At 37.2% G+C, this 24453-nt stretch carries 22 protein-coding genes; 14 read left to right on the top strand and 8 right to left on the bottom strand.

All coding sequences use genetic code 11. The features are described 5' to 3' along the window. Positions 1–2: 2 nt before the first annotated feature. Positions 3–2354: an ATP-dependent Clp protease ATP-binding subunit ClpA gene (gene clpA / locus FNZ60_RS08185; RefSeq protein ID WP_142417106.1), complete on the top strand. Its 2352-nt coding sequence runs from the start codon at positions 3–5 to the stop codon at positions 2352–2354. Positions 2355–2376: 22 nt separating this feature from the next. On the opposite strand, the gene FNZ60_RS08180 is transcribed toward clpA, so the two are convergent. Together FNZ60_RS08180 and FNZ60_RS08175 are read right to left on the bottom strand one after the other, a co-directional pair. Further along, positions 2377–2799, bottom strand: coding sequence for an HIT family protein (locus FNZ60_RS08180; RefSeq protein ID WP_142417105.1), 423 nt, complete (start codon positions 2797–2799; stop codon positions 2377–2379). A 135-nt stretch (positions 2800–2934) separates the two neighbouring features. Further along, complete coding sequence (locus FNZ60_RS08175; protein WP_142417104.1) at positions 2935–3396, bottom strand: RidA family protein; 462 nt, start codon at positions 3394–3396, stop codon at positions 2935–2937. 148 nt (positions 3397–3544) lie between these two features. Here FNZ60_RS08175 and FNZ60_RS08170 point away from each other — a divergent pair, with 148 nt between their 5' ends. The 13 genes from FNZ60_RS08170 to lpxB all read left to right on the top strand — a co-directional run bounded on the left by FNZ60_RS08170 (position 3545) and on the right by lpxB (position 17682). Continuing rightward, a complete protein-coding gene (locus FNZ60_RS08170) occupies positions 3545–4381 on the top strand; it encodes an EipB family protein (RefSeq protein ID WP_142417103.1) in 837 nt (278 codons plus the stop codon). A 165-nt stretch (positions 4382–4546) separates the two neighbouring features. Then, entirely contained in the window at positions 4547–5326 is a 780-nt protein-coding gene (gene rpsB, locus FNZ60_RS08165) for a 30S ribosomal protein S2 (RefSeq protein WP_142417102.1), read from the top strand. A gap of 102 nt (positions 5327–5428) precedes the next feature. After that, positions 5429–6352, top strand: coding sequence for a translation elongation factor Ts (gene tsf, locus FNZ60_RS08160; RefSeq protein WP_142417101.1), 924 nt, complete (start codon positions 5429–5431; stop codon positions 6350–6352). Positions 6353–6507: 155 nt separating this feature from the next. Next, entirely contained in the window at positions 6508–7227 is a 720-nt protein-coding gene (pyrH, locus tag FNZ60_RS08155) for a UMP kinase (protein ID WP_142417100.1), read from the top strand. A gap of 38 nt (positions 7228–7265) precedes the next feature. Continuing rightward, positions 7266–7826, top strand: a complete 561-nt coding sequence (gene frr, locus FNZ60_RS08150; protein WP_142417099.1) for a ribosome recycling factor — start codon at positions 7266–7268, stop codon at positions 7824–7826. Between the two features lie 770 nt (positions 7827–8596). Further along, the gene (locus FNZ60_RS08145) at positions 8597–9412 is read left to right on the top strand and encodes a phosphatidate cytidylyltransferase (RefSeq protein ID WP_142417098.1); all 816 of its coding nucleotides are present in this window, start codon (positions 8597–8599) and stop codon (positions 9410–9412) included. Positions 9413–9427: 15 nt separating this feature from the next. After that, positions 9428–10576, top strand: a complete 1149-nt coding sequence (locus FNZ60_RS08140; RefSeq protein ID WP_142417097.1) for a M50 family metallopeptidase — start codon at positions 9428–9430, stop codon at positions 10574–10576. 209 nt (positions 10577–10785) lie between these two features. Next, positions 10786–13188, top strand: coding sequence for an outer membrane protein assembly factor BamA (gene bamA / locus FNZ60_RS08135; RefSeq protein WP_142417096.1), 2403 nt, complete (start codon positions 10786–10788; stop codon positions 13186–13188). A gap of 65 nt (positions 13189–13253) precedes the next feature. Further along, positions 13254–14300 (top strand): UDP-3-O-(3-hydroxymyristoyl)glucosamine N-acyltransferase, encoded by a 1047-nt coding sequence (gene lpxD, locus FNZ60_RS08130; RefSeq protein WP_142417095.1) that lies wholly within the window; start codon positions 13254–13256, stop codon positions 14298–14300. Between the two features lies 1 nt (position 14301). Beyond that, positions 14302–14769, top strand: a complete 468-nt coding sequence (gene fabZ, locus FNZ60_RS08125) for a 3-hydroxyacyl-ACP dehydratase FabZ (protein WP_142417094.1) — start codon at positions 14302–14304, stop codon at positions 14767–14769. A 24-nt stretch (positions 14770–14793) separates the two neighbouring features. Continuing rightward, entirely contained in the window at positions 14794–15618 is an 825-nt protein-coding gene (lpxA, locus tag FNZ60_RS08120) for an acyl-ACP--UDP-N-acetylglucosamine O-acyltransferase (protein WP_142417093.1), read from the top strand. Positions 15619–15620: 2 nt separating this feature from the next. Next, positions 15621–16493, top strand: coding sequence for an LpxI family protein (locus FNZ60_RS08115; RefSeq protein ID WP_142417092.1), 873 nt, complete (start codon positions 15621–15623; stop codon positions 16491–16493). Beyond that, complete coding sequence (gene lpxB, locus FNZ60_RS08110) at positions 16486–17682, top strand: lipid-A-disaccharide synthase (RefSeq protein ID WP_142417091.1); 1197 nt, start codon at positions 16486–16488, stop codon at positions 17680–17682. Before FNZ60_RS08115 ends, lpxB begins: the two co-directional genes overlap by 8 nt. 20 nt (positions 17683–17702) lie before the next feature. Here the strand turns inward: lpxB and FNZ60_RS08105 are convergent, their stop codons facing one another. From FNZ60_RS08105 to gltA, 6 genes are all read right to left on the bottom strand, one after another. Next, a complete protein-coding gene (locus FNZ60_RS08105) occupies positions 17703–18476 on the bottom strand; it encodes an amino acid ABC transporter ATP-binding protein (protein WP_142417090.1) in 774 nt (257 codons plus the stop codon). Positions 18477–18556: 80 nt separating this feature from the next. Continuing rightward, complete coding sequence (locus FNZ60_RS08100; protein ID WP_142417089.1) at positions 18557–19264, bottom strand: ABC transporter permease; 708 nt, start codon at positions 19262–19264, stop codon at positions 18557–18559. Continuing rightward, entirely contained in the window at positions 19261–19983 is a 723-nt protein-coding gene (locus FNZ60_RS08095; protein WP_142417088.1) for an ABC transporter permease, read from the bottom strand. The genes FNZ60_RS08100 and FNZ60_RS08095 overlap by 4 nt, the downstream gene beginning before the upstream one ends. 79 nt (positions 19984–20062) lie before the next feature. Further along, positions 20063–20815 carry a transporter substrate-binding domain-containing protein gene (locus FNZ60_RS08090; protein WP_142417087.1) on the bottom strand — a complete coding sequence of 251 codons (753 nt, stop codon included), beginning with the start codon at positions 20813–20815 and terminating at the stop codon, positions 20063–20065. Positions 20816–21275: 460 nt separating this feature from the next. Then, positions 21276–22028 carry a transporter substrate-binding domain-containing protein gene (locus tag FNZ60_RS08085; RefSeq protein WP_142417086.1) on the bottom strand — a complete coding sequence of 251 codons (753 nt, stop codon included), beginning with the start codon at positions 22026–22028 and terminating at the stop codon, positions 21276–21278. Between the two features lie 902 nt (positions 22029–22930). Further along, a complete protein-coding gene (gene gltA / locus FNZ60_RS08080) occupies positions 22931–24226 on the bottom strand; it encodes a citrate synthase (protein ID WP_142417085.1) in 1296 nt (431 codons plus the stop codon). Between the last annotated feature and the right edge of the window lie 227 nt (positions 24227–24453).

Genomic DNA, 24453 nt, shown 5'->3' with positions numbered 1-24453 from the left:
TTATGCCATCTTTTACACCTAGCCTTGAAGAAGTTTTGCATCGTGCATTAACCATTGCTACTCAAGCGCGGCATGAATATGCGACATTAGAGCATCTTCTTCTTGCGTTATTAGATGATGCTGATGCAAATTCGGTTATTCAAGCATGCCAAGTAGATGTGGAGGAATTGCGAGAGCGCTTAACCAACTATCTTCGCTCAGAGTTAGATGAACAAATTAAAGCTGATGAGGATACAAAACCTACGGCTTTTTTTCAGCGTGTTATCCAACGTGCGGTGATACATGCTCAATCAGCAGGAAAAGATGAAGTATCGGGAGCAAATGTTCTTGTTGCCATTTTTTCTGAACGTGAAAGCCATGCAGCCTATTTTCTTCAAGAGATGGGAATGACACGCTATGATGCTGTACGTTTTATTTCACATGGTATCACACGTGATGATGGGTTATCCATGTTACTTGAAGGACTTGAAGAGCAATTAGATCAGCAGATTTCAGACAATGGTGAAAGGGTAACAAGTGCTTTAACGAGTTATTGTGTTGATCTCAATTGTAAAGCACGGAATGGAAAAATTGATTTATTAATTGGCCGTGAAAGAGAAATTTCACGCATGATTCAGATTTTATGTCGAAGATCAAAAAATAATCCGCTTTTGGTTGGGGATCCTGGAGTGGGAAAAACGGCTATCATTGAGGGATTAGCGAAGCGTATTGTTGATGGACAAGTGCCTGAAATTTTATCAAATACCACGATATTTTCTCTTGATATGGGGGGGCTTGTTGCTGGTACCCGTTATCGCGGTGATTTTGAAGAACGATTAAAGCAAGTGATTAAAGAATTTGAGCTTTATCCAGGTGCTATTTTATTTATTGATGAAATTCATACCTTAATTGGAGCAGGGGCAACATTAGGGGGAAATATGGATGCAGCAAATCTTTTAAAACCTGTATTGTCTTCTGGAACTATGCGATGTATTGGGTCAACAACTTACAGAGAATATCGTAAATTCTTTGAACAAGACCGTGCTTTAGAGCGCCGTTTTCAGAAGATTGATATTAATGAACCTTCTGTGTCTGATGCGATTAAGATTTTGCAGGGGATGAAACCTTACTTTGAAGATTTTCATCAGATCAAATATACAGATCAGGCGATGAAGGCATCCGTAGAACTATCTTCACGCTATATGGTTGATCGTAGATTACCTGACAAAGCAATTGATATTATTGATGAAAGTGGTGCAGCACAAAAGCTTTTGCCACAAAAACAGCGTAAAAAAACGATAGGTGTTAAAGAAATCGAAGCGATTGTTGCGACAATTGCCAGAATTCCCCCAAAAACAGTTTCGCGGAATGATCAGAAGATATTGAGTAAGCTTGAAAGAGAACTCAAGCATGTTGTTTATGGGCAAGATCAAGCAATTTCTGCATTAGTGTCATCCATTAAATTAGCGCGAGCAGGTTTACGCGAACCAGATAAACCAATAGGAAGTTATTTATTTTCAGGACCAACAGGTGTAGGAAAAACTGAAGTTGCAAAACAGCTTGCATCATCTTTAGGCATTGAACTCTTACGTTTTGATATGTCAGAATATATGGAACGCCATACAGTAGCGCGCTTAATCGGTGCTCCTCCAGGTTACATAGGGTTTGATCAAGGAGGTCTCCTTACAGATGCAGTTGACCAGAAGCCGCACGCAGTCTTATTGCTTGATGAGATTGAAAAAGCCCATCCAGAGCTATTTAATATTTTATTGCAAGTCATGGATTATGGTCGATTAACAGACCATAATGGCAAGAAAATTGATTTCCGTAATATTATTTTAATTATGACAACCAATGCTGGTGCTTCAGATATGACAAAATCAGCGATTGGATTTGGAAAAGTCAATCGTGATGGTGAGGATATAGAAGCAATCAATCGATTATTTACACCAGAATTTCGTAATCGGTTAGATGCAATTATTCCGTTTGCACCTTTATCGCATTTAACGATTAATCAGATCGTACAAAAATTTATTTTTCAGCTTGAAGCCCAGTTAGCTGATCGAGGAATTTCTTTTGAATTAAGTCCTTCTGCAACTTTATGGCTTTCCAATAAAGGGTATGATTCTCAGATGGGAGCACGCCCATTAGGCCGTGTTATACAAGAATACATTAAAAAGCCATTAGCGGATGAAATTTTATTTGGAAAGTTACGCAACGGTGGCATCGTTCGCGTATTGACACAAAAATCAAATGGCGAAAAAGAAAGGTTACAGTTAAAAATTTCCTCTTCCGATATATCTGTTGGCCCAAAGAAAAGTAAAACAAAGAATTTTAATAAAAAAGCTGTAGGAAAGAAAAGCACAACATCTTAAGAATGTTTTACAAGAGGGCATATTATAGGGCAGCACGAATTTTTTTGGCATTCTCTTCAAGTATTTCTGTAGGTGTTATTACTTCATTGTGAGGGGTAAGTTCTATTCCTTCCATACGTGGTATAATATGGAAATGGAGATGGTAAACGCTTTGTTGACTAGCCGCTTCATTAAATTGCATGACCGTTATGCCGTCTGCTTGAAAAGCTTTTTTGACAGCATTGGCAATTTTTTGAACAGCTTTAATAACAGGAAATAACGTTTCAGGATCGGCATCAAGTAAGTTTCTTGAGCCTTTTTTAGGAATGACCAGCGTATGACCTGGTGCTTGTGGCATGATATCCATAAATCCAATAACATCATCATCTTCGTAAACACGAACGGAAGGGATTTCATTGCGAATCAATTTAGCAAAAATATTGTTACTGTCATAAGCTTGTTTCATACAAATATTTCCTTATTATTGTAAGTTTAGAATTTTAATTTTAAAACCAAAAAACGCAAGTCTTGTCAGAGTGTAAGACAAAAAACATTTTGACGTCAGTTATATTTTAAGGAAAACAATGTCTTTAATAAAAATTTAAATTTCTATGATGGCTTCAATTTCTACAGGAACATTCATAGGAAGAGAAGAAACACCGATAGCAGAACGGGCGTGTTTTCCAATCTCACCAAGAATATTAACAAATAAATCAGAAGCGCCATTGGCAACAAAAGGGATATCGGTAAAATGAGAATCGACAGCCACAAAAACAGTAATTTTTACTACGCGTTTTATTTTATTTAAGTCCCCTAGAGTTGTTTTAAGTTGAGCGAGAATATTGAGAGCACAAGCTTCGGCTGCTTGTTTAGCTTGCTGAGTATTTACAGTTGCACCAACTTTACCAATGGCTGTAGGTTTTCCATTCGTAAGAGGAAGCTGTCCAGAAATAAAGATTTGATTGCCACTTTGTGAAGTAGTAATATAATTGGCAAGAGGTTGCGTTGCTTCAGGAAGAGTGATACCGAGCTTTTCTAAGTTTTTTTCAATCACATTGGTCATAGTTTAAACTCCATAGCTGTTCTATATACATTCATTCATTGCATAACTTATTTTTTGATTGAAGGAAATGTGTGGTTAATCGAGAAATGAGCCTTTTTTGCTTTATTGTATAATGTTACGCAACGGGAATAAAGTTTGGAAGTTAGGAATGATTAGATTATTATTTATAATAATTTTATATAGTGTTTTTTTATGTACTGCGAGAGCTGAAGAGCCTGTTTTTATTGTGCCTCATCGAGCAATTTATGATTTTCATCTTGATAACGTTTCTCATGAAATGGCAATTTCAGGGATGTCAGGGCGAATGGTTTATGAGCTTACAGGTTCGCCATGCCAGGGTTATAACACACGTTTTCGTTTCATTAGCCGTATTCACATTGATGATATGCCAGTACGTTTAACAGATCAACAGACGACGAGTTATGAAACGGGGGATAGCCGTACATTCCATTTTAATATTACCGATCAAGAGGGAGAAGAGGTTGCACACCGCGCTGAAGGGGTAGCTAGACGTACTGAAGATGGACTTACAGTTACCTTAAAAAAGCCAAAGGAAAAAGAGTATAAGCTTGAAATGGCTGAATTTCCAATAACGCAGCTCAAGAATATTATTCGCCATGCAAAAGCAGGCAATCACTTTTATAATGTTACTGTATTTGATGGGACTAATAAAGCCGATAAAGTTATAAAGGAGAGTATCGTCATCGGGAAAAAGACGGCGCTTTTATCTGATAGCGAAACGGAAAAAATGAAAAAATTGAATGAAGAAGAATATTGGCCTATTATAATCTCTTATTTTGATGATGGAGAAAATAAAGATGGTTTGCCGGTTTATCAAAGCAGCTTTCTCTTAAATGAAAATGGTGTCATGCGTGATCTTCATATCGATTATGGCACTTTTTCAGTGCGTGCAAAATTGAATAGTCTTGAATTCCTCGAGCTTGGAAAAAATCTTGATCAATGTGAAAATGAAAATATTAAATGATTGAAGAAAATGACTTGAAAAAGAATCAAATATTAGTATGTTTGCGCTATTCCACACGCGGAGTTTGGGTGTTTGTAAATGATCTTTAAAGAGAGTCTAGCAAGCATCCGCCGGTAGTAGGTTTTCCTGCTTTTTCCGCGGAGGTTAAACCGGAAAGGATAATTTATGGCACTACCCGATTTTACGATGCACCAGCTTTTAGAAGCAGGTGTGCATTTTGGTCACCAGACACATCGCTGGAATCCTAAAATGGCCCCCTATATTTATGGTCAGCGTAATAATATTCATATTATTGATCTTGCTCAGACCGTTCCACTTTTACATCAATCGCTGAAGCTTGTTTCAGATACTGTTGCGCGGGGTGGTCGTATTTTGTTCGTTGGAACGAAAAGGCAAGCATCTCACATTATTTCTGATGCGGCGAATCGCTCGGCTCAATATTATGTTAATGCACGTTGGCTTGGCGGTATGTTGACGAACTGGAAAACAATTTCTAATTCGATTCATCGTTTGCGTAAGCTTGATGAAATTCTTGCAGCTGAAGCCCAAGGCTTTACCAAAAAGGAACGTTTAAATCTTGAACGTGACCGTGAAAAACTTAATCGTGCGCTTGGTGGTATTAAAGATATGGGTTCTGTTCCAGATCTTATCTTTGTTATCGATACAAATAAAGAAAATATTGCACTCCAAGAGGCAAAGCGTCTCGGTATTCCGGTGATTGCTATTATTGATACCAATTGCGATCCTGATGATGTAACACATCCAATACCAGGGAATGATGATGCGTCACGTGCAATTTCGCTTTATTGCGATCTTTTTGCTCGTGCGGCTCTTGATGGTATTGCACGCCAGCAAGGTGCAATGGGTGTCGATTTAGGAGCTCAAGTTGAAGCTCCTGTGGAACCTGTTTTGGAAGAAAATGCGGTTTCAGCAGTTTCTGAGTAATATAAAACGCCTAATTAAGGTATTTTTATTATCGAAAGAAAAAGTTATAGGCGTGCAGAGGAAATTTGCACGCTTTCACTGTTACAGAATAAAGAGGCAAATATGAGCGTTACTGCTGCACAAGTAAAAGAACTTCGAGAATTATCAGGCGCCGGTATGATGGACTGTAAAGCTGCTTTAGCAGAAACCAATGGTGATATAGAAGCTGCTGTTGATTGGCTTCGTAAAAAAGGAATAGCTAAAGCAGATAAAAAGGCTGGTCGTACGGCGGCTGAGGGATTAATTGGAGTCGTATCAAAAGATTCACATGCAGTTTTGGTTGAAATTAATTCTGAAACAGATTTTGTTGCACGCAATGATGGGTTTCAAGATATCGTGCGCAATGTAGCAACTGCTGCCTTGGATACGCCAGGTGATGTTGAATCTGTTTCTATTTCTCTTTATCCAGGTTCTGAGAAGACTGTAGAACTTACGATTAAAGATGCAATTGGTACTATTGGCGAAAATATGACGTTTCGTCGTTCTGCTAAATTGTCTGTTGAGAATGGTGTTGTGGCGACTTATATACACAACAGTGTGGCTGAAGGGCTTGGAAAACTTGGTGTTTTGGTTGCTATTGAAACAACGGGAAATAAAGAAGCTGCTCTTGCTTTTGGGCGGCAGGTTGCCATGCATATTGCAGCAACCAATCCATTAGCGCTTACAGCACAAGATGTGGATGCTGGTGCTGTTGAACGTGAAAAAGCAATTTTTTCAGATCAAGCACGTCAGTCTGGAAAACCTGAAAATATCATTGAAAAAATGGTAGAAGGGCGTATGCGTAAGTTTTTTGAAGAGGTTGTTTTGCTTTCTCAAGCTTTTGTTATGAATCCCGATATGACCGTTGAAGCTGCTTTAAAGGATGCTGAGAAATCAATTGATGCTCCAGCAAAGATTACAGGCTTTATTCGTTTTGCACTGGGTGAAGGTGTGGAAAAAGAGGAGTCTGATTTTGCTGCAGAGGTTGCGGCAGCTGCAAAAGGCTAGTTATTGCAAACTCTTAATCAGAGATTTAAAATCATTATTGGTTTTAGGATCTCTGATTGAAACAATATAATTGTTAAGAGGGCGTCACATGAAAGAAGTGGTGCCCTTCATGGTGTCAAAAGCAAAAAGATAATGTGCTTTTGGGGAGATTATGAATGGCATTAGCGCTTCCGTATAAACGTATTCTTTTAAAGGCTTCTGGTGAAGCTCTTATGGGGGGGCAGAGTTTTGGCATTGATGTTTCTGTTGTTGACCGTATTGCCGCTGATATTGCAGAAGTGCGGGCAATGGGGATAGAAGTTGCGGTTGTTATCGGTGGGGGAAATATTTTTCGTGGTGTTGCTGTTGCTTCACATGGTGGTGATCGTGTGACAGGTGATCATATGGGAATGCTTGCAACCGCTATTAACTCTTTAGCATTGCGAACATCATTAACAAAATTAGGGGTTGAAACCGTAGTTCTTTCTGCGATTGCTATGCCACAAATTTGTGAAAGTTTCTCACAACGTAAAGCAATAGCTTATATGAATCAGGGAAAAGTTGTTATTTTTGCGGGTGGTACGGGAAATCCATTTTTTACCACTGATTCTGCTGCAACTTTACGTGCAGCGGAAATTGGTGCAGATGTCCTTCTTAAAGGAACACAAGTTGATGGTATTTATTCAGCAGATCCCAAAATAGATCCTACGGCTAAGCGTTTTGATCAATTAACGCATGTTGAAATTTTGCAATGGGGATTATCGGTGATGGATTCAACGGCGGTTACTTTAGCTCGTGAGAATAATGTGCCGATTATTGTGTATTCCATTCATGAAAAAGGCGGTTTAGCTAAGGTCTTGAATGGAACTGGACGCTTTACAATAGTATCAGAATAAAGGTAATCTTCAAAAGATAAATTGAAGGAGGCATAAATATGAATATTACATCAATTATGGATGATCTGAAACGTCGCATGGATGGTGCTATTACAGCTTTTAAACATGAATTGGGTGGTTTGCGGACGGGACGAGCATCGGCCAGTTTATTAGAACCATTGACTGTTGAATCTTATGGTTCTGTTGTGCACATCAATCAGGTTGCAAATATCTCTGTTCCCGAACCACGGATGCTTTCCGTTTCTGTATGGGATAAAACAATGGTAGGAGCTGTGGAACGTGCTATCCGTGATTCTGGTCTTGGTTTGAATCCCATAACCGATGGTACAAATTTACGTATTCCTTTGCCTGAATTGAATGAAGAGCGTCGTAAAGAGCTTGTAAAAATTGCGCATCAATATGCAGAGCAAGCGCGTGTTGCTACACGTCATGTTCGTCGCGATGGTATGGATAATTTGAAAAAGTTAGAAAAAGATGGTGAAATTGGACAAGATGAAGCCCATAATTTATCTGAAAAAGTTCAAAAACTCACAGATGAAACGATTGCTGATATCGATAAAATTTTAGCCGTGAAAGAATCTGAAATTATGCACGTTTAGGACCGTTTTGCATTAAAAAAAGATATTATACGCCCAGAGTGTAAGTTATCTTTATAGATAAGAACAGGGGGTATGCGCATTATGATAGCAAGTGTGGTGTGATACAGGGGGCATTTTGTCATCTTTATAGAAGAAAGATTGCATTTAGCAAAGGCTTCTGCTTTTATTCTTTAACCTGTGAAGTGAATCATATCCTTTGCTGGAGAATACTCTTAACAGTGTGGTGAGATTTTTGTTTAGTATGCCTTTGTTAAACTGCGTAAAAACATTATTTAAAGACTACTTCAATATTCCAAAATGGAATTTGGAAAAAATATAATGCAAAAAATAATGCATTGTTCTTACATTCAACGATAAAATCATGCGCATAGGATGGATTAAGCGGATGTTATGGGGGGGGGGCTTATTTTTTTTGTGGCGAAGCGTTGATAGAAAAGTTTTTAAAAGCAATGAAATTTCAGCTTTAAATAATCGTAATGCTATTAAGAAACCTATGTGAATTAGTTTATGTAGGGCGTAGATAGCTGCTTTTTCATTTTATGTTTGAAAAAATATTTGAAAACTTATTTTAGGATTAACCTTAATAAGGAAGATTTTGATCTACTCTCATTGATTATTTGTCTTGTAAGCGCTATCTTGGTAGGCGAGATCATTTATGATAAATTATAAGAGAAATTTGTACAAGTGTGCAAGAAAGATACTGTGTAGGGGATTTTTATTGCATCAATTTTAGAGTTTGTATTTTTTACTTTTATTGTTTGGATGTTGTTTTGTCTAATTTGGTCTATCGTACTCTGACAGCTTTTGTGTTTGGTGTTATTGCTTTGTATCTAACGTGGTTGGGAGGAATCACCTTTTTTGTATTTGCATGGTGTATTGGTGGTTTTATTCTTTATGAGTGGATGCGTATTACTCAAGAGAAGTGGTGTGCTTTACAAAAAATACTAGCAAGTATTTTTTATTTTCTCTTTGGCTTTTTTTTAGTGTCGAGATTATCTGCTTCATTGGTTTTTTGTGGTTTAATTTCTTTGGCCGTGGTTTTGGCTATTCTCTCTATAAAAAAGAGTGGTTGGGTTTTTTGTGGTTTTTTATATGCATCTCTTCCTGTTGCAGCTTTATGCTTTTTACGAGATCATGAGATGTTGGGGTTCCAAGTTGTTATTTTCTTATTTACGATAGTGTGGGGAACAGATATTGGTGGATATTTTATCGGCCGTGCATTGGGGGGGGCTAAATTAGCACCACAATTTTCTCCTAATAAAACATGGTCAGGAGCACTTGGAGGTACATTTTTCGGTGCTTTGGGTGGTATATGGGTTGCTTTTGGATTTTTTGATATAAATTTAGCAAGTTTTTTTGTGCCACTCCTTACACTCGTTTTGTCAATTGTTTCACAATTAAGTGATTTAGGACAATCATGGCTTAAAAGACGGTTTTCTGTTAAAGATTCAAGTTCGTTATTGCCTGGACACGGTGGATTTATGGATCGTATGGATGGGCTGGTAGGAGCGACTTTTCTTCTTTATTTAATTGGTTCTTTTATGTCTGATATGGACACACCTTTTAATCTTTTTAGCATGGCTTAATGGGGAGAATATATTTTGGGATTTTTAAATCATATCGTCACTATGGGTGACTTTCTTTTAAGAAGTTTGAGTATTCTTTTCATCGTTATGATTATTATTTTTGTGCACGAACTTGGTCATTATCTTATTGGGCGGTGGTGTGGTATTAAGGCTTTGGTTTTTTCACTTGGATTTGGGCCACAAGTCGCCAGTTACACAGATAAACATGGCACGAAGTGGCGCTTAGCGCTTATTCCCTTAGGTGGTTATGTAAAGTTTGTTGGCGAAGAGGAAAAAATCGATGCCGTATCCTCCCAATCATCTCCGATTGTTGAGGGTTCATTTGCGCGTGCACATGCTTGGAAAAAAGCAGCAACTGTTTTTGCTGGTCCTTTCTTTAATGCTCTTTTGACTGTTGTTATTCTAACATTTTTTTTTCTTATTTATGGTCGTGTTATCATTGAACCGGTTGTTGGTTCTTTAGTAAAAGATAGCCCTGCTGTTCAGTCCGGTTTGGAGTTAGGGGACCGTTTTATTGAAATGGATGGTCAACGGGTTGAAAGTTTTACAGATTTGATGAATTATGTCGCTTTGCATGGAAAAAAACCGATAGAATTTAAAATAGAACGCATGGGGCGAGAATTTACAACGGTCATTACCCCGAAAGTCGTTGAGCGAGATGATGGGTTTGGTAATCAAACACAAAGTGCTATGATCGGTGTGGGGGGACCTGTTGATTTAAGTAATCCTGCACGTTTAGATCCAGCTTATATAAAGCATATTCGCTATGATTTTGTAAAAGCTGTAAAAGAAGCATCAAACCGTACCGTGTTTATTGCTACTCAAACCGTTCTTTTTATGAGTCGTTTAATCGGGGGGAAAGAAGATCGTTGTCAACTAAGTGGGCCTTCTAAAACCGTTAAAATTGCTTGGAAAGTAAGCGAGACAGGTTTTATCTCTTTGTTAAATTTGGCGGCTCTTCTTTCGATCAGTGTTGGGCTTATTAACCTTTTTCCGATTCTACCGCTTGATGGTGGGCATCTTTTATTTCATGTCATTGAGGTCATCACGAGGAGGAAGATATCTGCTAAAATTCAGGGAATGGCTGTTCGTTTAGGCTTTTCTCTTCTTTTCCTTTTTATAATTTTTGTCTTTTTTAATGATTATTTTTGTTGGTTTAGCTAATTAAATTATGGAAAAGACTTTATAAATTGGGTAATAATAGCAAAAATAAATTGAAGGTTGTTTACCATGTCTGCAAAATGTTGTGGCGTTGTATATTATAATGAGTAATTAAGGGATAAAAAGTCTCGCAGTAAAAAGGTTGTTATAGCAATAGCATAAGCTTTTTAAGGCATCATGTCTAAGGAACAAGAGTAAGGTAAAAAAAGCCAATGACTACGAATTCAAAGTTTTTAAATGCAGCATCTGTGTTGGTGTTAAAGATGGGGATGATTGCCCCAGCAGCGGTCTTTATGTCAATTGCTGCGGTTGGAGAAATACAAGCGTCTGTAGTTCGTTCTATTGAGGTTCGTGGGAATAAATTTGTAAGTTCTCAGGCGATTCGGGATAATATGGGGATTAAGGTTGGACAAGGGATTGCCAGTGGTGATGTTGATCAGGCTGTGAAGAATCTTTTTGCATTAGGTTTATTTTATGATGTTAAAATAAATCAAGTAGGGAATAAATTGGTTGTATTCGTAAAAGAATATGAGGTTGTCAATCAAGTGTTATTTCAAGGAAATAAATCTTTTAAAGACCCAGATCTTAAACGGTTTATTTCTTTAAAACCGAATGAGCCTTTTAACTCTGCTAAGCTTTCTGCTGATATAAATACAATTCGTGAAGCTTATAAAACCCTTGGTCGTAATCATGTCACGGTTCATGTTCAAACGATTAACCTTGGAAAAGGGCGTGTTAATGTGGTATTTAATGTCGTTGAAGGACAAAAAACAAAGATTGGTGATATCACTTTTAGGGGAAATAGTGTCTTTGCAAGCCGTCGTTTGCGTGATGTGATTTCAACAAAATCTTCAGGAATTTTTTCGAAGTTGTTGGGAGGCGATGTTTATAGCGAAGAGCGTCTTGCTGCTGATGAAGAAGCTTTACGTCGCTTTTATTATAATCGTGGTTATGCAGATTTTCGTGTTGTTTCTTCTAAAGCGACTTTTGATGCTGCAAGCAATACATATAAAATTTCTTTCCTTCTTGATGAAGGTCCGCGCTATAAAATTAGTGATATTCAGGTTGAAAGTGATGTTGATGGAATTGACATTCAATCCGTGAAAAGCAAGCTTAAAACGCAGCCAGGTAATGTTTATAGTGCAGAGGATATTGAACAGTCTGTCGCAATTATTAATAATAAGGTTGCTGATTCTGGATATGCTTTTGCTAAAGTTGAACCGCGGGGAAACCGTAATTTAGCAAATCATACAATTTCAATTTTATATAATATTGAACAAGGTACACGTGCTTATATTCAGCGTATTGATATCCGTGGCAATGAGAAAACCCGTGATTACGTTATTCGCCGTGAGCTTGATTTAAACGAAGGAGATGCCTACAACCAAACTTTATTACAGCGGGCAAAACGTCGTCTAGAAAGTTTAGGTTTCTTCAAAGCTGTTAATATTTCAATGGTTCCTACCGATAAGCCTGATCAGGTTGTTTTGGTGATAGATGTGGTTGAATCTTCAACAGGAGATCTCTCTCTTTCTGGAGGATATACCACGGGGGGAACAAGTCCTGGTATGTCACTTGAAGTTTCAGTTACTGAGCGTAATCTTGGAGGACGCGGCCAGTATGTTCGTTTAGGGTTAGGAGCGGGGCAAGAAAAATCTCGTAATTATAATTTATCATTTGTTGATCCTTATTTCTTAGGGTACCGTTTATCGGCGGGTGTCGATGTTTTTCGGAGTACTTATCGTGCTGATAAAGCTTATGATGTACGACAGACAGGGGGATCATTACGGTTTTCGTTACCTATTAATAATCAATTATCTGCGAATGTCGCTTATTCGTATGTCCAGGAAGAATATGATTTTGGCGGCGAATATGATTTCGACAAAGAGAGTGATATAATAAAATTATATGGGAAATATTCTGGTGCGATTGTTCAAGCGGCAAAGAACAGCCCTTGGAAACGTTCATCAATTAGTTATGGTCTGACCTATAATACGATTGACGATATGAGAAATCCCCATGATGGATGGTACGTGCATCTTCTTCAGGAATATGCAGGACTTGGCGGGAATGCAAAGTTCTTGAAGACCACGGGTAAGGCGATGATGTACAAGACTCTTTCTGATCAAAGAGATATTGTTGGTCTGCTTTCCTTTGGGGGTGGTTATATCCATGGAATGGGCAAAGGCAAAGAAGGTATGCGTATTTTCGATATGTTTAAAGCCAATACTGATATGATCCGAGGGTTCAAATACAATGGAATAGGTCCACGTCAGATTTCCAGTCAAGGTGAAGTTTATTTCTTAGGGGGAACGACATATATGAATGCGACTGCTGAAGTACAGTTTCCTATTCCTGTTGTGCCTGAAGGGTTTGGATTACGCGGTGCTTTGTTTGCGGATGTTGCTACGCTTTATGGCAATAATTATAAAGCCGTTTTTAGTGGGGAACCGCCTGTTACCAATACCAAAAGTGCTTGGCGCTCATCTGCTGGTGTGAGTTTGATGTGGGAATCTCCGTTTGGTCCTTTGCGTTTTGATTATGCTTGGCCAATAACAAAGCAGGAGGGAGACCGTTTGCAGCAATTGAACTTTGGTATTTCTACGAAGTTCTAATTTGAGTGGTTTTAAGAAGGAAAAACTTAAAGAGAAGAGCTTAAGCTGGGAGAGAAAGTGTTTTGATGGCGGATACATTTTTTTTTACGCCGTCCCGGCAATTGACAGTTGCAAATGTTGCTGAGTTGACGGGTGCAAAGCTTCTTAATCCAGAGTTTTCTCATAAAGTTATCAATAATCTTTCTTCGCTTGAGAGTGCTGTGGAAGGTTCTCTTGTTTTTGTAGAGCATCGGAAGTTTTCCGATGCTTTACTGGACAGTTCTGCTGTTGCTGTTTTTTGTACGAATGAGATTGTTTTTAAAGTTCCTGAAACGATGGCAATTTTAGTGACGTCTACACCACAGCGGGATTTTGCTCAGATTGGTCGTATTTTGTTTCCTGATTCTGTTAAGCCAATGCCTTGGTTTGGGCACAAGGGCATTTCACTGCATGCCCATATTCATCCAACGGCTAAGTTTGCCCATGATGTGTGTATTGAAGCGGGAGCTGTTATCGGTAAAAATGTTGAGATTGGTGCGGGGACTCTTGTTTCATCTACAGCTGTTATCGGTGAAAATTGCCGTATTGGATGTGACTGTTATATTGCTCCTAAGGTAACTGTTCAATGTTCTTTAATAGGTGATAGAGTCCAGCTTTATCCTGGCGTTTGCATTGGACAAGATGGTTTTGGTTATGTGGGAGGGGGCTCTGGAATTGAGAAAATTCCACAGCTTGGTCGTGTTATTATTGAGGATGATGTAGAAATTGGTGCGAACACCACGATTGATAGGGGAACGTTTCAAGATACTGTTATTGGAGAAGGAAGCAAGATTGATAATCTTGTACAAATTGCTCACAATGTAAAAATTGGTCGTTATTGCCTTATTGCTGCTCAATGTGGAATTGCAGGAAGTACATCGATAGGGGATATGTCTCAGCTTGGTGGAAGTGTTGGAGTAGCGGATCATATTGTTATAGGTAAAGGTGTTCAGATTGCAGCACGCAGTGGTGTTATGAATGACATTCCGGATGGTGAAAAATGGGGTGGTAGTCCAGCGCGACCATTTAAACAATGGTTTCGTGAAGTAGCAACATTACGCAGTATGGGAAAAGTTAAAAAGGAGAAAAGCTGACATGATCAGCATGGAAGGAATAAAAAAATTAGAGGCTGTTGATATTGAAAAACTGCTATCGATATTACCGCACCGTTATCCGTTTTTATTAATCGATCGTATCGTTGATATTGATGGTGAACAAGAAGCGATTGGTATTAAAAATATAACGATTAACGAGCCACATTTTACGGGACATTTTCCCGCAAAGCCTGTTATGCCTGGCGTTTTGATTTTAGAAGCTATGGCACAAACGGCAGGAGCAATAGCACTTTTAAATTTAGGCAATAAACAAACAAATTTAGTTTACCTTATGACGGTTGATAATGCAAAATTTCGTAAGCCTGTTATGCCTGGTGATCAGCTCAAGATTCATGTTCAACTTTTGAAAAAGAGATCTGGCATGAGGCGTTTTTCGTGTATTGCAAAAGTAGAAGATGTCCGCGTCGCTGAAGCAGAAATTGCTGCGATGATTGTTGAAGAAAAATAAACGATATTTGATGGGAATTTTAAAATGTCCGGTACGAGAATCCATCCAACTGCCCTTGTAGAGAAGGGAGCACAGCTTGGTGAGAATGTACGCGTTGGGCCATTTTGCCATATTAGTTCAGAGGCTGTTATTGGTGATGAATGTAGTTTGACAAGTCATGTTGTAATCATGGGAAAGACGACCTTAGGAGCCAAGAGTAAGGTTTTTTCTCATGCCGTTTTGGGAGCAGAGCCGCAAAATAATAAACATAAAGGGGGAGATACAACTCTTTCTATTGGTAAAAATTGTACGATTCGTGAAGGCGTAACAATGCATAGAGGCTCCGATTCAAGTGTGGGAGTCACTGTTGTTGGTGATCATTGCCAATTTTTTTGTTATGCGCATATTGCTCACGATTGTCATGTAGGCAATCATGTAACATTTGCCAATAACGTAATGATTGCTGGTCACGTTACGATTGGTGATTATGTGATTATCGGTGGTGGTGCTGCTGTTCACCAATTTGTTCGTGTTGGACATCATGCATTTATCGGCGGTGTCTCTGCACTGGTAGGTGATCTAATTCCTTATGGAACAGCTGTTGGTGTGCAGGCAAAACTTGCCGGACTCAATATTATAGGTATGAAGCGTGCAGGGCTTAAGCGTCAAGATATTCACGCACTTCGTCATGCGGTTTCTATGCTTTTTGATCATAGCAAGCCATTTAAAGAACGTGTCAATGATGTTGCTTCTTTCTATTCTTCTTCTCCATCGGTTGCTGACGTTGTTAATTTTATTAGAGAAGAAGGAAAACGTTTTTATTGTACACCAAAATTTGAAGGTGATAGAATAAAAGAACATAAGGATTAAAAATGCCTATTTGGGGTGCCAGAAATGTTCTTTCCGGCCGTACTGCTATTATAGCAGGAAGTGGTGTTCTACCGATTACTGTTGCGCAGGCTCTTGAGAAGAATGGAGAGAATCCTTTTCTTGTGCTTTTGCATGGTGAGGCTGATTCTGTTCTTTATCGCTATGAGCATTGCGAGCTATCAATTGTAGAGTTAGCGCGACTCGTTAAAATCTTAAAAGAATCTGGCGTTTATAATATTGTTTTAGCAGGTGGCGTGAAAAAGCGACCACTTCTTACACAATTGCGACTGGACTGGACAACATTTTTAGCTCTTCCTAAGTTAATCGGAGCTTTGAGGAGGGGGGATGATGCGTTATTAAAAGCTTTTATACGGGTTATTGAAGCGCACGGCTTTCGTGTTATCGGTGCTCACGAAATAGTCTCAGATCTTTTAGCGCCTATAGAATTTAATTTAACAGTAAGGCGTGCGACGCAGAAAGAGAAAAAAGATATTCTTTTAGCAGCACAAGCAGCAAAGCTTTTAGGTCAATTGGATGTTGGGCAAGCCGTTGTCGTTGTCCAAGGAAGGGTGGTTGCCCTAGAGGGCGCTGAGGGAACTGATAATATGTTATGGCGTGTTTATGAAATGCGAGAAAGAGGGCAAATTCCCCCTAAAGGTGGTGTTCTTGTAAAATGTGCAAAACCACAACAGGATCATCGTGTTGATTTGCCATCAATTGGTCCTGTGACAATAATGAATATTGCAAAGAGTGGTTTATCTGGTATTGCGGTGGAGGCAAATAGAAGTCTAATATTATCAGTGAAAACAACAATAGAAAAAGCCAACAAATATTCTCTATTTATAGAAACATTTGAAAAGTTTGGTCATGAATGATTGTTTTTTTAAGATTGCTGTGGTTGCAGGTGAGGAATCTGGTGATTTACTTGGGGCGGATTTAATTTCTAGTCTATCACAACAGATAGGATGCAACATTCATTTGATAGGTGTTGGAGGAACACATTTAAAGGCATTAGGTTTAAAAAGTTTTTTTGATTCTCATGATATTGCTTTAATAGGTTTAAAAGAAGTATTGAAAAAATTACCGTTGTTGTTGCTTCATATTCGCAATTTATCCAAATTTATCGCGCAAGAACAACCTGATTGTTTAATTATTATTGATAGTCCTGATTTCACGCATCGGGTTGCAAAAAAGGTACGCGCTTTAGCGCCTTCTATTCCGATTATTAAATATATTGCACCAACCGTTTGGGCATGGAGGCCAGAGCGTGCAAAAGCTATGCGCGGCTTTATTGATCATGTTTTAGCGGTTTTTCCTTTTGAAGAAAAGGTTATGCAGGATTTGGGAGGTCCTTCTACCACCTATGTTGGACATCGTCTTTTGACATATCCTCCCCTTTTGAGAATACAGTCAGAAAAAAAGCGCCAGGTAGAACAAAGAAATTTGGGTGCTCAACAAACATCATCGCCTACATTGGTTATTTTACCAGGATCACGCAATTTAGAGATTCGTTCTTTAATGCCTATTTTTCAAGAAACAATAGAGATTCTTGTACAACGTATTCCTCATTTACAGATTATTTTACCAACTTTACCCCATTTGGTAGATAGAATCCGTGATTTTGTGCAGAGCTGGAAAAGTAAAGTAGAAATTGTTGTTGGTGAAGATGAGAAATGGCGTGTTTTCGCACAAGCAGACGTTGCTCTTGCAGCCCATGGGACGGTTTCTCTTGAATTAGCCTTAGCAAAAATTCCTACGGTTCTATGCTATAAACTTGATTTTTTTTCTAAATTATTCATTTTTCCTAAAATGATGTTATGGAGTGCTGCTCTTCCAAATATTATTGCTGATAGACCTATTGTTCCGGAATATTTGAATGAATTAATCCGTCCTGGCATGTTAGCAAGACAGATAGAGCAACTTTTATCTAATTCTTTATTGCGCCAAGCGCAACTCGATGCTTTTGAGGGAGTGGAACAGAAAATGAAAACTGAAGTTCCATCGGGGGTTGTCGGCGCACAAACAATTATCACTCTTTTAAAAAGTAAAACTAAAATTATATAAATAAATCAATATGTTGATGTTTAATGTTTAATTTTAGCAAGAAAATCACAAGCACGTTGACTTTTAGGGTTGGTAAAAAATATTTCAGAGGCTGTATCTTCAACAATTTTTCCATTTTCTAAAAAGAGTATCCTTTCTGAGGCTTTACGTGCAAAGCCCATTTCATGGGTTACACAAAGCATTGTAATCCCTGTATCGGCCAATCGCGCCATCACTTCCAAAACTTCCCCCACACTTTCTGGATCAAGAGCTGAAGTGGGCTCATCAAAAAGCATGATTTCAGGTTCCATACAAAGTGCACGAGCAATCGCAACACGCTGTTGTTGTCCACCAGAAAGTTGTAAAGGATATTTTTCACAGTGTTTTTCAATACCGACATGCGTTAAGTAACGAATTGCCCGTTCTTTTGCTTGTTGTTTGGAAAGCCCTTGAACTGTCATAGGGGCTAAAATACAATTCTGTATAACACTCATGTGGGGAAATAAATTAAAATTCTGAAAAACCATTCCTATCTTTCGCAGAACATTTTTTTGTTGTTGTACAGGAGCGGTATTGATATCAACATTATGGACACAGATTGAACCTTTTTGTGCTTGTTCTAACTGATTAATACAACGAATTAATGTTGATTTTCCTGATCCGGATGGTCCACAAATAACAATACGTTCACCAGCTTGAACATCAAAGTTGATATCATGGAGGACCTGAAAGTTGCCATACCATTTATTAAGATTTTGAATGGAAATCACAGGGTTTTGACTGGAAGAGAGCGATCGATTATTTTCTAAATTCATCTTGTTTTATTCTTTCATTGATGAATAAATTGATTAATTCAACATTTGGGTTTGGTAAAGTTTTTTTATAATCATTTTATTTATCGTAAATATCGAGAAAGGTATTGTTCGATAAAAACAATAAAACGATGAATGAGTTCAACAATAAAGAGATAGATAAGAGCAGCCCAAACGTAAACTTGAAAATCGAATGTACGTGAATAAGTGAGTTTGGCAATCCCCATTAAATCATAAACAGTAATAAGTGAGGCAATGGCACTGGATTTAATCATTAAAATCAATTCATTTCCTAAGGGGCGTAATGCTACAATCATTGCTTGTGGAAGAATAATTCTAAAAAATGTGACAGAGTTGCTTAAACCTAAAGCTTTTGATGCTTCACGTTGTCCAGTTTTTACGGATAGAAAACTTCCTTTAAAGATCTCAGATTGATAGGCAGCAGAATTGAGTGTGAAAATAAAAAGACAACAATACCACGCGCTTTGAAAAAAACACCACAACCCCATCTGCTGCCAAAAGCTATTCATTGAACCAAGCCCATAATAAAAAAGGAAGAGTTGGGCTAACAAAGGAGAACCGCGGAAAAAATAGACATAAGCATTTGCAAGATATTGTAAAAATTTATTCTTTGATAAGCGCGCAAAAGCGATAAGCATACCAAGAAAAAAACCAAGAGAACAAGAAATAGAAACAAGCTCAATAGTAACAATAAAGCCATCAATAAATCTTGGCCCATAATGGTTTAAAAGATCAGGATTGAAAAGGAAATAAAGCCACTCAGGAATCATTGACTTAGCACCTTTTTATAGCCTATTTGAGTGTATGTTTCCAAATGGCGTAGGATTGCAGAAAAAAACGCCGAAAATAATAAATAGAGTAAGCAAGCGACAAGATAAAATAACATGGGTTCATTGGTTGCAGCGACAGCTAAATTCGTTTGTCGCATGAGGTCGACAAGTGCGATAGTTGAAACGAGGGATGTATCTTTCAGTAAAGTAAGCCAATTATTAGAAAGTCCTGGTAAGGCATTTCGGATGAGTTGAGGGAAGACAATACGGAAAAATGTGGTTGGCCGTGAAAGGCCTAAAGCTTTAGCCGCTTCGTATTGACCTTTATCAAAAATGTTAAATGCTCCAAGCCAAACTTCACAAGAAAAGGCAGCAAAAACCATACTGAGTGCAAGAACACTAGCAACAAAAGCATTAATACTGAACATGACTTCAAGATTAAAATAGTCAAAGGCATTTTGAATAAGGCTTTGTAATCCATAGTACACTAAAAATAAGGTCAAAAGCTCTGGTAGCCCACGAAATACTGTTGAAAAGAGACGTGCCATAGTTTTGGCTATCTTAATATTGGATCGAATCATCATTGCATTGAGAAGCCCTAGAGGAAGTCCTAGAAGGCCACAACATAATGCTAATGACAATGTCATTCCTGCACTAGAAAGTATAACCATTCCCCATCCCCCATTGCTAAATGATAGCAATGCTAAACTTTCAATCATTTTTGTGTTCCTCTTGAAAGAGTTAGATAATATTTTTTAGAAATAGCCAGCGGATTTCATTTAAATATTATAGTGATATTTAATCGATATCGAAGGTAAAATATTTTCTCATAATTTTCTCATAAGTTCCATCCAAACGGATTTCTTTTATTGCTTCATTGAACTTATTTTTTAAATTATTATCATTTTGACGCAGTGCAATTGCAACAGGAAATTTTGTTTCCTCTAGGGTTCCTAGGAGGAAACAGCACTCTTTTCCTTCATTTTTAAGCCAATTTAATGCTTGTAATTTATCAACAATAATCGCATCAAGTCGATGATTTAAAAGGTCACGGTTCACTTCTATTGTGGAAGGATAGAGTTTTATTTTCACCTCTTTCGAGGCATAATGGTCTTCTGCATAGAAAGCCTGTGTTGTATTTGATTGCACACCAAGATTCTTGCCTTTAAGGCCTTGTGTCGAAAGTTCTTTGATTCCTGAAGTTTTGGTAACAATCACAGCCAGTGCTGTGTCGTAGTAGGGGGCTGTAAAGTCAATTTTTTGTAAGCGCTCTTGTGTGAGAGAAAGGGAAGCAACGATAGCATCATATTTTTTCGCAATAAGCCCAGGGATCATTCCCTCAAAATCTTGCGTGACAATCGTACATTCAACATTCATTTTTTTACAAAGAGCATAAGATATATCAATATCAAATCCCTGTAGTTTGTTATTTGAATCAATATAACTAAAGGGAGGATAAGTGCCTTCACTGGCGATTTTTAATGTTTTCGCATCAGCCAATGGGGTGAATAGCGCAGCGCTTATTATAAGAGCTCCTGCTAATAGTTTCATGATGTTCTCCTATTGGATAAGCAGGCAAATATGAAATCGTCACGTTTTTATAATCTGTAAGCTTTTCTGGAGCAATGCAAAAAATTTATCACGATTATTATGCTGGATATTATTATCAAAAAAATTATCTTTTTATTGATTTAAAGAAGAATAAATATCTTATTGCTTTTATGATAGCTCAATTTGCATGAAATAATCGATTTGAATCACTTCATGAGTAAAAGCTGAGAGTTTCTCTCGAAAAATAAGGCTATTCAATTTGAACCTAAAAAAAAATCTTGATAGGATTGAAGATAAAACTCTATTGTCATCCTCAGATTCTATATAATGTCTCATTATCGAGAAACAATTAGAAATTATTTTTTTATAAATGTGAGTTCTCTTGATAAGAACTCTGAATTTCTAACGATCTCTTCTACACAACAAAAAGTTAAAAGATGTTTCTTGAAAAGATTCAATTTTAATCGATATTGAATGTAAAATATTTTCTCATAATTTCCTCATAGGTTCCATCGGCGCGTATCTCTTCTATTGCTTTATTAAAACTATTTTTAAGATCATTATTATTTTTATGCAGTGCAATTGCGACAGGGAATTTTGTTTCTTCCAAAGTTCCTAGCAGTTTACAGCAATCCTTTCCTTCATTTTCAAGCCAATTTAATGCCTTTACTTTATCAAAGATGATGATATCAAGCCGATGACTTAAAAGATCACGATGAACTTCTATTGCTGTAGGATAGAGCTTGATATTTGCACCTTCAGAAGCATAGTGGTCTTCTGCATAGGCAGCTTGTGTTGTATTCGATTGTACACCAAGATTTTTACTCCTAAAACTTTTTGTTGAAATGTCTTTAATTTCTGAATCTTTGGTAACTATGACAGCCAGTACTGTGTTGTAGTAAGGATCTGTAAAATCAACTTTTTGTAAGCGTTCTTTTGTAGGAGAAAGGGAAGAAACAATCGCATCGTATTTTTTGGCAAGAAGGCCAGGAATCATTCCCTCGAAGTCTTGCGTGACAATGGTACATTCAACATTCATTTTTTTACAAAGGGCATAAGATATATCAATATCAAATCCTTTAAGCTCATTATTTGAATCAATATAACTAAAGGGAGGATAAGAAGCATCACTTGCAATCTTCAGCGTTTGAGAATTGGCTGATAAGGTAAACAGTGTTGCGCTTATTATAAGAGCTCCTGCTAATAATCTCATTATGTTCTCCTATTCAATAAGCGGGCAAATATGAAACCACCATGCATTTGTATAATCTGTAAGCTCTTTTGGAGCAATGTAAAAAATTTATTGCTGTTTATTTTAGATTATTATGCTGGATATTATAATCAAAAAAATGATTTATTCGTATCCAATATGGGAAAAGAAATACAAAAAAGAAGGAAAGTTTTTGTTTATGATAGGATGAGTTTTAATAACTCTATTTAAATCAATAATTGCTCTTTAAAAGAAAAATTATTGATTTAAATATAAAGATAATTTCAATTCTTAACTTTTGTATAAAATATTTCAATATTAATGATATAAAAATAAATTTATTTTCTAATATTCGTGAAATCTTTTGTAAAAAAGCACAATTTTAACCGATTATGTTAAGGTGAATAGTTGCACAAGACACAATCATTATCGAAATGATTTTTTAAATGATTCCTATCAAAAAATATCATTTTGTATAGAAAACTTTAAGAGTATATTTCATTTCTTTTTCATTGTTTTTAAGAAGGATAGGAAGTTTTTGGTAGATAAAAACACACTTAAAGTAAGCCTTTTTATTTTGGGGAAGATAGAGAGTGAAACTTTAACATTGCTCAATTTAAATATGTGATTAGTTTTTTATACGACACAATAAATATGCTTATCTAAAGGATAATGAGAATTATAAAATCAATTTTTTTGCTAAATGTTTGGCTTGTTTTTTTAATGAGTACTCTCTCAGTTTACGCATTGAGTCAAAAGTTAGAATTTTTTTATAAACTTTTATAGTGATGTTATCTCTGTAAAAAGAGTTTTAAAATAAGGTATTATAAAAATTCTTAAAGGACGCTTTTGCTCACTTTCAATAAAGCTTCAGGAAATTGAAGCTTTATTGAATGATTTATTTTTTAGTTTGTACGTTTATCTATAGAAACATAGTCACGCATAGCATGACCTGTATAGAGTTGTCGAGGGCGACCAATTTTTTGTGCAGGGTCTTCAATCATTTCTTTCCACTGTGCTACCCATCCGACACTGCGTGCTAATGCAAAAAGAACAGTAAACATTTCAGTTGGAAAGCCTAGAGCTTTTAATGTAATACCGGAATAAAAATCAACATTGGGATAAAGCTTTTTCTCAATAAAATATTCATCACTTAAGGCAATTTTTTCAAGTTCTATTGCAATATCAAGAAGCGGATCATCTTGAATGTTGAGCTCTTTTAAAACTTCATGACAGGTTTTTTGCATGATTTTTGCACGGGGGTCATAATTTTTATAGACACGGTGTCCAAAGCCCATAAGTCGGAAAGGGTCATTTTTATCTTTTGCACGTGCAATAAATTCAGGAATTCTTTTAATAGAACCTATTTCTTGCAGCATTTTTAGACATGCTTCATTGGCACCACCATGTGCTGGTCCCCAAAGGCATGCAACACCGGCTGCAATACAAGCAAACGGATTAGCACCCGATGATCCAGCGAGACGAACCGTAGATGTAGAAGCATTTTGTTCATGATCTGCATGAAGAATAAAGATTTGATCCATCGCTCGCGCAAGCACAGGGTTTACTTTATATTCTTCACAAGGAACAGCAAAGCACATATGAAGAAAATTTGCAGCATAACTAAGATCATTGCGTGGATAAACAAATGCTTGTCCAATACTATATTTATAGGCCATAGCAGCAAGTGTTGGAACTTTTGAGATAAGACGAACAGAAGCGATCATTCTCTGTTGAGGATCTGTAATATCAATAGAGTCGTGATAGAATGCAGACATAGCGCCAAGGCAGGCAACCATGACGGCCATAGGATGCGAGTCACGACGAAAGCCGTGGAAGAAGCGTGAAAACTGTTCGTGGACCATGGTATGCTGCATGATACGTCGATCAAAGTCATTTTTTTCTTGCTGTGTTGGGAGTTCCCCATAAAGGAGCAAATAACAACTTTCGAGAAAGTCTCCCTTTTCAGCCAATTGGTCGATAGGATATCCACGATAAAGCAATATCCCTTTATCGCCATCAATATAAGTAATTTTTGATTCACAAGAAGCCGTGGAAGTAAAACCAGGGTCATAAGTAAAAGTATCGGTTTTTTTGTAGAGAGAAGCAATTTCGATGACATCAGGTCCACTCGTGCCTTTACGCAGGGGAAGCTCTACTTTTTTATCATTCACAATAATATGTGCGTTATTCTCAGACATTCGGTATTCCTTTCAGATCCTTCTCTTTCTAAAAATTAAGACTCTGCTTCATCAGAGTGGAGATGTATAATTGAAGCTTTTCTTACTTATATTAAAGGTAGATTGCCTCTAAAAGTGAGCATATGCAATCTAAAATATTTTCTTATCGATCATTATTACTCAATAAAAACTGTATTTCAATGATATAACATAAAAAAATCTTTTAGATCGCGTTGAGATATCTCCAT

Origin of the sequence: Bartonella massiliensis, assembly GCF_902150025.1 — a bacterium.
GTDB lineage: Bacteria > Pseudomonadota > Alphaproteobacteria > Rhizobiales > Rhizobiaceae > Bartonella > Bartonella massiliensis.
Note: the sequence above shows the minus strand (reverse complement) of the source record. Positions and strands in the feature narration are given on the sequence as shown.